The sequence below is a fragment of the Actinomyces johnsonii genome (assembly GCF_006546835.1).
Taxonomy (GTDB): domain Bacteria; phylum Actinomycetota; class Actinomycetes; order Actinomycetales; family Actinomycetaceae; genus Actinomyces; species Actinomyces johnsonii.
In genome coordinates this window covers 60,589-72,603 of sequence record NZ_VICB01000013.1, presented here as the reverse complement: position 1 = coordinate 72,603, position 12,015 = coordinate 60,589, and the positions used below count along the sequence as shown (strand labels likewise).

Sequence of the window (12,015 nt, the reverse complement as noted above, 5' to 3'; positions counted from 1 at the left end):
CCATAAGAAATACGACGTTGACCAGGTGCTATACGTCAATGGGTAGCTGGCTAGGCGACAATCTGAGCGGTGTTGTCGCACGCACCGAGTGATCGCGCAGGTGCGTGCAGCGTCGTATCTATCCACGAAGCTTCTTGGTGGTCTATCGAGGATGAGCACAAGCGATGCTGATGAGGCACAACGACGGCTGAGAGAAACGCGCGTCATGGCGGGCGTAGACGTGGTGAGCTGGGCGACAGCGACCAAGGCGGCGGCCCAGCCTCTGTACGGAAGTTGGTAGCGCGAACCAACGCTGCTGCTTGGCCTCTGCTCTTGACGAAGTGCAGGTTGCTCACGGAAAACGTGCGCAAGTTGGGGGCCGTATGCGTCGTTACCAGAGTGCGATGCGTAGACGATGCGGAGACTCAGGGCTGGCACTACCTGGCGCCCTACGATGATGAAGCCGCTGCACGAGGCCGGACAAACACGATGACACCTGGCTGGTCAGCGACGGCGACACCTCATGCAGGCCACCAGTGCCGCTGCTGGTGCGCACTCTCCCAAGCGGACAGGATGGTCATGCTGAATACAGCCGCTAACTGGGCCACTATCTTCAGCGCTGTCCCCGTCGCAATCGCAGCCTTGGTCTTCCTCTTTCGGACAGTCCCCAAGGCCGTCAATCAACCCAAGGGGCTCCGGCTTGGCCTTGAGTCCGCTATCGATGACCCAGGCTGCTGCGTCCACATCACCAACTACGGCCCCGTTGAGCACTACATTAGCCGAGTCGGTGCCATGCCCGCACACCTGCGGCCACGCTGGTCTGTCTGCACCAAACGCATCAATCCCAAGGGAGATCTCCGAAAGTCGCTTGCTGTCTTCACCGTATGGGCGACAATCGACCAAACTATCGAGCCGGGCCGCCACCTGCCACTGCTCGTGCCGCAGCCACTTCCGCTCGATAGAGAACTCCCTGACTATGAACTTGAGAGTCGGCGAGGTATCACCAGGAGGTACAACAGCTGGCTCAAGCAGGATCGGCCAGGCGGGCCGCTCCCGCTGGTGCCGTACGTCCTCCTTGGCGACGGCAGCGTCGTGCTTGGCAAGAAGACGCGGATCCAGCCGCCACCGCAGTGCCTGCCTGAAGGGCTACTCTGCGCCAGCGCACGCGACTCGCACCGAGCATGACGGTGTATGGGCGGTGTGGGGAGTGCGGGTGTAGGAGATATGCCGCGTGTGAATAGTATGGATAGATCAGCCGGACGATGGGGTGTTGTACCAATATCATGGTGTTGTTCTGGTTGCTCACACCTCCGCCGCTAAATGCTTTTTGACGGTATCCCGCTCTCGCGGTGACGATAACATCATTTGCGTTAGCGAAGTTTGCTCACCACAGTGGGAGTAGCACATTTACGTACGCCATTGTCATAGACATTGATGGCACTCAATTGCATTGGAGATGTCCGCCGTTCCGCTATTCACCCTTTTCTCGAGCACCTGAAGAAATACTAGTTGTATCGGCGATACACCGTCGCCAGACCGGCTTCTTTCCATTCGCCACGATATCGCGCTTTACACTCACGCATTAACGTGCTTAAATAGAAATATGACTGAAAAAGACTTCCAACGCATACAAGAACTACTAACCACTAACCTCAGCGCTGCCGAGAAGAGGATCAATGGTAGGCTGGACAAAGTTGATGAACGACTCGATAAGATAGATGGCCGTTTGGACAGCTTAGAAGGTCGTATGGACAGCTTAGAAGGTCGCATGGATAAGCTGGAACACGAGATAAAAGACGTACGCAGCAACATGGAGGAAAGTTTCGACGCTATTGGTGCTCAGTTCAATGAGATTGACAACCAGTTCGCAGAGCTGGACAAGAAAATCGACCGCAACCATCAGGAAGTAACCAAGCGGATCGACACACTCAGTAAAGACATCAAAACTCAGCGGGAAGACGCCCTCCAAGATCAAGGCGCACTACGGCTGCTCACCACGCAGCATGAGGATCTCGCTGGCCGGGTGACAATTGTTGAGAGTAGGTTGCAGGCGGCGTAGCAGCGCAGGCACCTCGATCACTCCTTTGGACGCCGGTTCGCCGGCGTCTATTGCTTTATCTGCTGCTGCGTCAGCGACGTAGGTGTCGCCGACTTTGCTGGAGGGTAGGTGTTCTAGAACCCAACCTTGGACGTGCCCGGTAGCCCGCCATAGCCGCTTCAGCATGCTTACTGGCCTTCATCGCTGAGGCTATCCCTGACAGCAGGATGTGGCCCGCAGAGCGAGGTGCACTGCGTCTTGCCCGCATCAGATCACGATTCAGCCACAAACAGCCCGCCAGGACGGGAGACGGCTACTGGCTCGCCGTACCGCGCTCTACTATCGATTGCGGCAACGCAGCCCCGTCCCTCCTGGAGGTTTCCTCCAGCCCCTGTCACCCATGGCGACACCGGCGTCGCTCGGTACTGCACTGCCATATATCCCTCTCAATCCTGCGGTGGAGCCTCCTATGAGCCTGACGAGCCATCTCAACGACAAGCAATCTCCCTTTCACAAGCTGGTGGAGGACTGCGCCCCAGCACTCGCAACCGCCGCTGGCCAATCCAAGGCAGGCAAGGAGTTCGCCACGCAGCTCGGCTTCTACGACCTAGTCAAGGCACCGTTGGTCGTTCCGCTGCCGAAGGAAGTACAGGACAAACGACGGCACTCACCAACCGTTGGCACCGCTTTCGACATCCGCACCAGGATGATGCTCGACCAGTTTGAGCCCACCTACAGCGCGTCCGCCCTTGGCGTCAGGGCGTTCGCCCTCATGTACGCACGGCTCATGAAGGACGGTGAGCGTATCACAGACATGCTGGCAGATAGCTTCCGCGAAGCCGAGAACCTAATGATCCAAGGCACCGAAGAAGATAAAGATCGCGCCAGTATCATCTTCACCTGGTGTGAGGCGTTATATCGGGCGGGCCTGCGCGCACTCTTCAGTTCCTTGGGAGAACGGTTGCACGCGAGCAAAACCGTCGATGAACTGTTTGCTTCGATTCCGCCCGCCATGCTTGCCGACGTCTCCAACCTGCGCGCTGCCAATCAGGTGCAAGTCGAACAATGGCGCACGATGATCCGTAAGGGCGTCGAGTACACGGAGAATCCGCACTTTACCGGTGCCTCCTTGGTTGGTGGCGCCGACGGCGACTGGTTCATCGACGACACCCTCTTCGACTGCAAGGTCAAGGACACCATCACAGCGCCGTGGGTGCGCAAAACGCTCATGCAGCTCCTGGGCTACCTCATCCTTGATCTCGACAACGACTACCAAGCCCAGCGCATCGGCATCTGGCTACCACGCCAAGCGACAGTCAGAACCTGGGAGATAGAAGAAATTCTTGGTAATGACGCCAGCACGATACTGGCGAAAGCGCGAGTGGATGTGCAGAGTGTGATGGAGCGTGGGGTGGGGGTAGTGGCGTAACAGCATTTCACCCAAAGTACATTTACCTTCAAGTCAAAATCAGAAACTTCCTTTATAATCAAAGAGTAATAAGGAAACGTCGATGCAAATCACTCGAATCAAGCAAATCAAGGACTACCGCATTTTTCGAAACTGGCGCCAACACGGCAATACCGACTTCGCGCGCTTTAACGTCATTTACGGCGGCAATGGCAGCGGTAAATCGACGCTTGCAGCACTCCTGACTGAAATTGCAAAGGGAGATTGGAGTGACGGCACAATACTGACAGTCAAGGATGAAAACCAACACGCCCGAGATATCAGGAGTCAAGACGAAGCGCTCGCAACACGACTCTGCATATTCAACGCCAACTACGTCGAAGAAAATCTCCGATTTGACACTAGACACCCCAAGTCACTGCTCTATCTTGGTAAAGAGAACATCGACAACCAGAAGCTTCGTGAGGAGCTTGAGAAGGCGATCGACGAAGCAAATAGTTCAACTATTCCTCAACTTAAAAAGCAGTTCGAAGCAGCTGGAGATAAGTGCAATGAAATTGGAACAAAGGGAGCCGCAAAAGTAGCCGGTAAGTTACAAGGCGTCGATGTCAGTTATGACGGACGCAGATACAAGCGCCCAAAGTTCATAAAGGCGCTAGATGATGCGTTGCAATCGCCTTCTCGAGATATGTCAGAATTTGACGTCGATCAGCAAATCAAACGCATCGCCTCACCGACTACGGACAGAATTACTGAACTGTCAAACCTAAGCATTCCACTAGCAGACATAGATGCTCAGGTAAGTAGAGTTCTAGCACAGACAGTGACATCAGAAGCCATTGACGCACTCAAGAGCAACCATCAGGCTGCTGCATGGGTCCAGGAAGGCATGCAACTGCACCGCGCTGGGGACCGGTGCCTCTTCTGCGAAGGAGTCTATACCGAGCAGCGAATCGACCGACTGAACCGGCATTTCGATAAGTCACTGAGGCAGGTACAGCAAGCAATCGAGACGCTTGATACTCAACTCGTCGGGTGCGAGAACCAATGCGAGCAGTTTGAAAAAGTATTGGACCCGCCGAAATCTCTTGACGAGGCTAGGACGAAATGCTGGCTAGACCACACTGACGCCATTCGTGTCCTCATCGCAGCAGTGAAGGAGCGCTTGGTATTCCTTCGTCAGCAGCTTGCCCGTAAGCAGGGAGAGCTATTCCAGCCATTGACGCTCGAAAAATCGAGCACGGACAGTTCACTGTCTGGCAACGTAGATGTTGAAGCTCTCAACGCAATCATCCGTGAACACAACAACGATATCGACAACTACGACCAACTCAAGAAACAGGTCTGCAACGACGTTGTTCAGTACTACATTGAGGAGGTGCGCGCCGAATACTCCACAGTACTTGACGCTATTCAGAATATACAGGATAGCCTTGCGACAGCTAAGCAACAACGTGATGACAACTCGACAGAGCTGCAGCGGCTAAAGAACAGCCAGCAAGATCGTGCTCATTTTGCTCAGCTCCTCACAACCGACCTACACCGCTACTTCGGTCGGGATGAGCTCACGTTTGAGCTATCTGACGACAATGGATACTTGATCCAGCGCAATGGACAGAAAGCAGCTCATCTCAGCGAAGGTGAGCAGCGATCTATCGCACTACTTTACTTCCTACGGGATATTGAATCGAACGGCGCCAATCTTCGAGAGCGTATCGTCGTCTTCGACGATCCGGTGTCTAGTGTTGACGATGGTGCGGCGACGGGTGCGTTTGCATACATTTGGGATAAGTGCATTGGCAAGAAGCAGAATGGCGTGGGGCAACTAATAGTGCTCACTCACAATTTCGACTTTTTCCGGCATTGGGTGAATCGTCTCGCGAGCTTGAAAAAAATGTCTGAAGATGAGAGCAATTTAGTTAGCTACTCGGTAAGTGAGCTGCGTGTAAATAGCCGCTTTTCTTCGACAGGCGTCCCGACACGTGCACCAGACCTGGTTCGCTGGGATAAGCCATGGAAGTACGCGCTACTGCGCTCGGAGTATCACTACCTATTCTGGCGTGCCGCCACTGAACTACAAAAATGGCATAAGTGCTCATCAAATATAATGAAGGAGTACGATGCAGCTATTTTGCCCAACGTGTGCCGAAGGTTGCTAGAAGGATTTTCGAGTTTTCGATGCCCGCAAAAGATCGGCAACTTCGAAGCACAGATGAAGGAGATGCTCGATCAATCGCAAGGTAGTGCCGAGCGGACCTATCTCGTAAGATTCTTGCATGAGTATTCGCACAACGAGCAGTGTGACCCTAGCAAGCACATTCAGCTACTTGAAACACCAAAGATTATTGAGAGCATCTTTTCGCTGATTCAAGAACTTGATCCGAATCACTACAGCGCAATGTGTGAGGCCCTTCATGTATCGCCACTCGCCGCATCAGATAACGACAAGGCCAATGGTGACGAGACGGAGAAAGGCGAAGCAGCAAAAGTTGCACCCTCCAGCGAGTAATCTGCCCAGCACAACGCCGCTCACAGAACGTGTTGAACCGTCAACAGCCCAATCGTGCAGCGTCGTGCTCCTCCGGCTGTTTCAGCACGCTCCCGGCTCGAGCCCGGTTGCCGGATGTACTGCCATCACCGCCACTAGCGACATCATGTCACTGGGAGGCTCCTGGGTGACGGTCACTCTCGCTGTAACTCGCGCTGCGTTGCGCGTGGTGCGCGGGGACTTGGCACGGCGGACGCCGCGCAGGCCCAGGTCGCCCATGAGCCGCACGGGCGGTGCAGCGGGCCACGTGACCGGCACCGTGACGCTCGGCGATCTCGGGTCGGTCCCGCATCACGTGCATCTTGCGGGCCCCCAGCACCGAGTAGCTGGTTCTCATGGACTCGTCTGATCTCGGTCTTGAGGGTCCTTGTCGCGCAGGCCCCTGGCACTAGGAGGCCGGCTACCGCGGGCGTGAGTCAGGTGCTCGGGGCGATCTTGACTCCGGCGCCAGTGAGCACCTTGCAGATCGGCCAGGCCCCGAACTCCTCCTTCTTGGTCTCGATGTACTGGCAGATCAGCGGGACGGGCGCTCACAGTCCGCCGCGATAGACAAGCTGACGCGCTCTTCAGGATCGCGTTGGCTCTTCGCAGCTCTCGGATCTCTTTCTCAAGCTCCTTGATCCGCTGTGCCTCGTCAGTGGTGGTTCCCGGCCTCAGACCGACGGCGGCCTGAGGCCTTCTTGACCCAGGACCGTAGAGCCTCAGGGTGGACACCCAGCTCCTCGCCGATCCTGCGGATCGCGCCCTTGGCCCACGCCGGGTCAGCCAGCGCCTCCAACGCCATCCTCGTGGCCCGCTCGCGCAGCTCATCGGGGCACTTCCTTAAGTCCCACGACAGTGATCCTTCCGTGTCATCACTGCCTCCACCAAACCCGGGACGATTCAATCAGCACGAGCCGGCGACGCAACGAACGATCGGAAGTGTCCATGCCCAGTAGGTACGCACCACACGTCACACGACACGCGGGGCTGCCCTGTCTGGACCCTCATGAGATGAGACGCCACTAGGGTTAGTGACATGAAACTTGAGTGGGCCAAACTGGCTGTGGCCCTAGTCAGTCACGTTGCTTGGCCGATCGCGATCCTTGTCGCCGTTTGGCTCTTCAAAGGACGCTTGCTAAAACTGCTTGACCCAAAGAACGTAGAGCAAATCGAAGCAGGGCTGAGTGGCGTCAAGCTGACCACCCGCAAGATCGATTTCGAACTCGACAGCGTCCGCCAAGCCGTATCGCCGTCAGCATTCAGTGCAAGTCCAACTGGTCCTCTTGAGGAGTCCCCTTCAAAGAGCTTCGCTGAGATTGCTGCCATAGATCCCGCAGCGGCCGCACTGGCGAGTGCAGCACGATTTGAGTCGGTACTTCGTCGGCGCATGGACAAAGCGTACCGAGAGGCGCCCCAGTCACCGGAAGATCGGCGGCGACTGCAGTCAATGGGCAGGATGATCAAAGAAGCGCAAAAAACTGGCCTGCTTAGTTCTGAGGAAGCGAGCGCCGCTGAGCGACTCAATCAGATGCGCAACCAGATTGTTCATCAGTACGCAGACGTAGAGATGAGTGAGTTGCAGGCTATCGAGTTCTGTCGCCTTTCCGCTGAATTGGAGCGCGCGATCCTCGATTAGCGACTTGTTGGTTTGTATGTTCGCCACACAACACGCATCCCAGTATGTAGCAGCTCCCATCATCGGGAGACCTCGACCCCTACCCAAGCAACGACGCACCCGCCCTACCTATGCACTTCAATAGGCCCCGGCCACTACACCTTTAAACACGAAGAGCCAGCAAAGTTCCAACCAACCGACGGTTTTGACTTATCAAGGATAAAGGCGAGGACGAGTCGATTATATTCGAGCCTGTGGACAGGTTCGGCTATGCAATAAACCAACTCAATGTTTGATTGGATCAATTTTATAAAATGCGTATAATATATAATATATGTTACGATTTATCCTAAGAGTCATCTTTGTTATTGTCACTGGCCTCATTGGCTCAGGCGTCATTATTTATGGTATTCCATACGTACTTCTCACATCACCATTCTTTGCGGTTGACGCGACTAGCGCACTCAAGCAACGTTTGTCTAACGAGCACACTCAGGTTCTCGACATTCGGTATAGCCAAGGTTCACCCAAGTTCAGCCGCGACGGCCCGAGTGGCGGCGTGGTTGGCTATATTTCTGATGCCGAGAAACGCCATAAATTGCTTGCTACTCAGCCGTTTGCCGATTGCTCAGGTGGCTGCTCATCTTGGCAGTCATATAGCGAACTTGATAATGATGAGGCATCGGCACTGCTGAATAGCAAAAAGAGTCTGCCGTCCGACTTGCGCAGCACCCTTCGCATGGCAACAGGGAAAGATAGCCATTGTATCGCTCGCTATCATCCTGGACCGCACAGCGAGGTGTTTTGCCTGTCGCCTTCAACAGGGGAGTTTGTGTATGGGTATGATGAGACGTGAGGTATGTGAGCACACATTAGCAGTTAACTAGGCTTGTTTCGCATGAATCCCTGTACTGCACAAATAGGCGATCACTACAACCCTGAGAGCTCCTCATAGTGTCGTATTTCCCGCCCTATATTACTCGTCTGCACTGTATCCTTACCCTTACTGACGCTCAGCTGCTGGGCAATGTGCTTGACAGCCTCGCTCTCGACATAGGCATGGACGCACCCGCCTCTAAAGGACGAGATCGGCCGGATCGCTGCGCAGGCTTACCACTGGCTCCTTGAGACGTATGACTACGGTGGAGTGTGGTGGAGGGCTATGCGCTTGACGATCTACATCGCCATCTACGAGAAGAGCAGAGGGCATACACCGCTCCCCCAGCCACCAGTTATTTCTGCGCAGCCATTAGATGCTTGCTCACCGTATCCCGCCCGAAGCCGAGCTCCAGGCCGATATCGATGTAGGTGTGCCCTTGAGCGTGGAGCTGCTGAGCACGCTGGAGGTCATCTGCGGTGAAGCGTCGCTTGCGGCGGGGCGGCTGCGTGGCCTGGCGGCAGATAGCACGGACGGTGGTCTCTGCTACGCCGACCTGGGCAGCGATCTGGCTGACAGACATACCCGTGCGGGCCAGGTCGAGGATCTGCTGCTTCTTCGCCGTGCTGATCGGACGGCAGGCCGCGTTGCGGATGCCGCGGGCCATCGTAGTCTCGCTCGCCTGCCCAGTAGGCGCTACGCTGGGCGTGTTCGATTCCGGAGCCACCTCACCCGCGATGAGACGCTTGCGGAAGGCGAGTAGGGGCTTCCAGTTATTTGTGTCGAGCTTGCTGAAGCGCACCACAGCGTTACTACACAAACCCTCACCACTGACTCGTGGACGCGTCACAGAGTTCCTCCCTTTATTGGTTCCGTCTCAGGCAAGTTGCGTGAGGGGCCTGGAGCCTGGGCGAACCAGGCTGATCTGTTGACCTCGACGGCACACCCACCTTGCTCATAGCCGGTAGGCGGCGCTGAAGGCACGCACGCGCTGCCCCAGACCATTCATGAAGGCCTCAAGGCGCAACGGCAGGTCGGGGTTGATCACCCCCACAACGTCCCAGTCGGGGAAGAGCGTGCCAAGCTTCTTGCCGTTGGTGTAGAAGACGATGTCCTCCCCCGGCATCACCGACACCGTGAACCTCACCTGCTCCCAGGGAACCGGGGTGAAGACTCGGCGCAGCGTCTTTCGGGAGACCAGGAAGCAGGCATTCTCCGTCATCACGGCGGTAAGCCGAGCCCCTTCACTTGTACGCAAGAACGGCACGCCGCTCCAGTGCTCCTGATCAAGACTCGAGTCGGTCCAGAACATCGTCGCCGCAGCGTCGTCGCCGCGAGCCGGCAGATCTCACAAAGGCACACGGGCACTTCTCAGATCCTCGAAGACGCCCCCGGTTCCAGCTGCATCGACAGGAAGCCAGAAGACCTCGTGCGCCAGAGCGCGTGCACGCAGAAACGTCCCCGTATCCGTGTCCGCGTTCTCAAGCACCTTTATATGGCCCGCCGCGCGAGCCAAGGTGAGGATGTTGATGACGCGGCAGCAGTCGAAGCCCGCGGCCGTGCGGAGCCGGCGAGCATCGACACGGCAGGTACGTGCCCAGCCACAAGGCTCGAATCCGGTTATAAGCCGGCCTCAGTCTCCAGCGAGTCGCACTGCTCGATCGCAGAGGCGGCGTCCACAACCTCGAAGGACTCCTCCAGGAGGGTGGCCGCCCCCTCTTGGTCCAGTCCCGCCAGACCAGCGCCCTCCGTGTCCCACAGCTCAGGAGTTTCCTCGTGATACGGTCTGGTCAGGAACTCGTAGTCGGCGTGAAAGGGAGAGACAAGCATCATGGCATCGGTGAGCGCTGATCGGACTCCGTCCTCGGCGCGAGGATTGCTCTACGAGCCTGTCCGACACGGCACTGAAGGACAAGCCATCAACCGGGAGAATCCCGTTCACGGGATCAGGAGATCTTTCCCTCTCCCAGACCTGCGGAGCCTTTGCCCTCCCGCCATGAGAAGGTGGACACTGGCCCTGTCCTCCCCTGCGTCAAGGAGCCGTCATGAAGATCGCCGCCCGGGCCAAGGCCGCCCAGCCCTTCCATGCCATGAGCATCGGCGAGCGTGCCGGGATCCTGCAGGCCGAGGGCCATTCAATCGCCAAGCTCAGCTTGGGCGAGCCGGACTTCGGTGCTCCTCCTGCTGTCCGCGAGGAGATGCGCCGCGTGATGGACGGCCGACCGTTGCCCTACTCCCCCGCTCTGGGCCTGCTCGCATTGCGTGAGGCCATCGCGGGTTTCTACCTCGACCGGCACGGCGTACGGGTTGACCCCGAACGCATCGTCGTCACCACCGGGGCGTCGTCGGCGCTACTGCTGGTGGCAGCGGCTACGACGGAACCCGGCGACGACGTCGTCATCGCAGATCCGTCCTACCCCTGCAACCGTCAGCTGGTGGAGACCTACGGCGGCCGGATCGTTCTGGCACCCACCAGTCCCGCCAGCCGCTACCAGATGGACCGGGCCTCCGCCGAGTCGGTGTGGACCCCGCAGACGAGTGCGGTGATGCTGGCGACACCGTCCAACCCGACAGGCACCTCGATCCCCTTCGACGAGCTGGCATCGATCTGCGAGCTGGCCCGCGGGCGCAGCGCCTGGCGAATCGTAGATGAGATCTACCTGGGCCTGGCCGATCCCGACGATGACGGAACGCCCGCTCACAGCGTCCTGGAAGCCGACCCCGACGCGATCGTCATCAACTCCTTCTCCAAGTATTTCGGGATGACGGGATGGCGCCTGGGCTGGGCGATTCTGCCCGAGGAGCTGGTGTCGCCCGCTGAGAACCTGGCGGTCAACTACTTCCTGTGCGCCTCGACCCCCATCCAGCAGGCGGCGCTGGCGGCCTTCTCCCCTGAGTCCATTGCGGTGTGCGAGCAGCGCCGTCAAGAGCTGCTCGCACGCAGGGATATCGTGCTCACCGGTCTGGAGCGTATCGGCTTGCCCGTCCCAGTCCGGCCCGACGGCGCCTTCTACGTCTATTTCGACGTATCCTCCACCGGGTTCGATGCCCAGACCTTCTGCTACCGCGCTCTGGAGGAGGCGCATGTGGCCCTCACCCCCGGTCGGGACTTCTCCACGGCTACGGCTCGTACCCACGTGCGGCTGTCCTACGCGGCATCCCGCGACGAGCTGCACGACGGCATGCAACGGCTGGAGACACTGATTCGCAATCTGGCGGCAAACGGCGCTTGAGCCGTCGGCGCCAGTGGCGATGCCAGCGGCTGCCATGCAGTCGCAGCCACCGCGCGAGTCATCGACTTGACGGGATCTCGCGGCCGCCCCGTCATCACCGCCTCGTACCGCAGCATTTGATATTTACCTATAGTTATGATAAATAATACTGTTCATGCGATCGCCAGTTCTGCTTCTTGTCATCGCACTGGGCATCTTCGGTGCCATCGGCGCTGTCCTGCTCCTCCGTTCAATCTTTCAGAACAAGAGCGATGAGTCCACGTGGAACGACCTCACGGACCAGCACCGTCCCGTAAGAGTCTCCAATCCGTCCGCGTTCACGCCTGGTGTGTACG

10 protein-coding genes are annotated in these 12,015 nt (G+C 57.5%); 7 read left to right on the top strand and 3 right to left on the bottom strand.

From position 1 onward, the window contains the following. Positions 1–558 precede the first annotated feature (558 nt). From FK256_RS14285 to FK256_RS08575, 6 genes are all read left to right on the top strand, one after another. Entirely contained in the window at positions 559–1,164 is a 606-nt protein-coding gene (locus tag FK256_RS14285; RefSeq protein WP_170197935.1) for a hypothetical protein, read from the top strand. Between the two features lie 418 nt (positions 1,165–1,582). Continuing rightward, positions 1,583–2,038, top strand: a complete 456-nt coding sequence (locus tag FK256_RS08600) for a hypothetical protein (RefSeq protein WP_141424473.1) — start codon at positions 1,583–1,585, stop codon at positions 2,036–2,038. 448 nt (positions 2,039–2,486) lie between these two features. Beyond that, complete coding sequence (locus tag FK256_RS08595; protein ID WP_244936296.1) at positions 2,487–3,446, top strand: hypothetical protein; 960 nt, start codon at positions 2,487–2,489, stop codon at positions 3,444–3,446. Positions 3,447–3,528: 82 nt separating this feature from the next. Beyond that, a complete protein-coding gene (locus FK256_RS08590; RefSeq protein ID WP_141424471.1) occupies positions 3,529–5,934 on the top strand; it encodes an AAA family ATPase in 2,406 nt (801 codons plus the stop codon). Positions 5,935–6,991: 1,057 nt separating this feature from the next. Further along, positions 6,992–7,591: a HepT-like ribonuclease domain-containing protein gene (locus FK256_RS08580; protein ID WP_141424469.1), complete on the top strand. Its 600-nt coding sequence runs from the start codon at positions 6,992–6,994 to the stop codon at positions 7,589–7,591. Positions 7,592–7,904: 313 nt separating this feature from the next. Beyond that, positions 7,905–8,426, top strand: coding sequence for a hypothetical protein (locus FK256_RS08575; protein WP_141424468.1), 522 nt, complete (start codon positions 7,905–7,907; stop codon positions 8,424–8,426). 376 nt (positions 8,427–8,802) lie between these two features. Here the strand turns inward: FK256_RS08575 and FK256_RS08570 are convergent, their stop codons facing one another. The 3 genes from FK256_RS08570 to FK256_RS08560 all read right to left on the bottom strand — a co-directional run bounded on the left by FK256_RS08570 (position 8,803) and on the right by FK256_RS08560 (position 10,280). After that, positions 8,803–9,252: a helix-turn-helix domain-containing protein gene (locus FK256_RS08570; RefSeq protein WP_211343552.1), complete on the bottom strand. Its 450-nt coding sequence runs from the start codon at positions 9,250–9,252 to the stop codon at positions 8,803–8,805. A gap of 150 nt (positions 9,253–9,402) precedes the next feature. Next, complete coding sequence (locus tag FK256_RS08565; protein ID WP_483396354.1) at positions 9,403–9,792, bottom strand: hypothetical protein; 390 nt, start codon at positions 9,790–9,792, stop codon at positions 9,403–9,405. 275 nt (positions 9,793–10,067) lie between these two features. Then, positions 10,068–10,280 carry a hypothetical protein gene (locus FK256_RS08560; RefSeq protein ID WP_141424466.1) on the bottom strand — a complete coding sequence of 71 codons (213 nt, stop codon included), beginning with the start codon at positions 10,278–10,280 and terminating at the stop codon, positions 10,068–10,070. A 212-nt stretch (positions 10,281–10,492) separates the two neighbouring features. Here FK256_RS08560 and FK256_RS08555 point away from each other — a divergent pair, with 212 nt between their 5' ends. Beyond that, positions 10,493–11,680, top strand: coding sequence for an aminotransferase class I/II-fold pyridoxal phosphate-dependent enzyme (locus FK256_RS08555; RefSeq protein ID WP_141424465.1), 1,188 nt, complete (start codon positions 10,493–10,495; stop codon positions 11,678–11,680). Positions 11,681–12,015: the final 335 nt, after the last annotated feature.

Bases quoted from the DNA above. Each gene is read 5' to 3' on its own strand.
- FK256_RS14285 (WP_170197935.1), top strand. From the start codon at position 559: ATGCTGAATACAGCCGCTAACTGGGCCACTATCTTCAGCGCTGTCCCC.
- FK256_RS08600 (WP_141424473.1), top strand. From the start codon at position 1,583: ATGACTGAAAAAGACTTCCAACGCATACAAGAACTACTAACCACTAAC.
- FK256_RS08595 (WP_244936296.1), top strand. From the start codon at position 2,487: ATGAGCCTGACGAGCCATCTCAACGACAAGCAATCTCCCTTTCACAAG.
- FK256_RS08590 (WP_141424471.1), top strand. From the start codon at position 3,529: ATGCAAATCACTCGAATCAAGCAAATCAAGGACTACCGCATTTTTCGA.
- FK256_RS08580 (WP_141424469.1), top strand. From the start codon at position 6,992: ATGAAACTTGAGTGGGCCAAACTGGCTGTGGCCCTAGTCAGTCACGTT.
- FK256_RS08575 (WP_141424468.1), top strand. From the start codon at position 7,905: ATGTTACGATTTATCCTAAGAGTCATCTTTGTTATTGTCACTGGCCTC.
- FK256_RS08560 (WP_141424466.1), bottom strand. From the start codon at position 10,280: ATGATGCTTGTCTCTCCCTTTCACGCCGACTACGAGTTCCTGACCAGA.
- FK256_RS08555 (WP_141424465.1), top strand. From the start codon at position 10,493: ATGAAGATCGCCGCCCGGGCCAAGGCCGCCCAGCCCTTCCATGCCATG.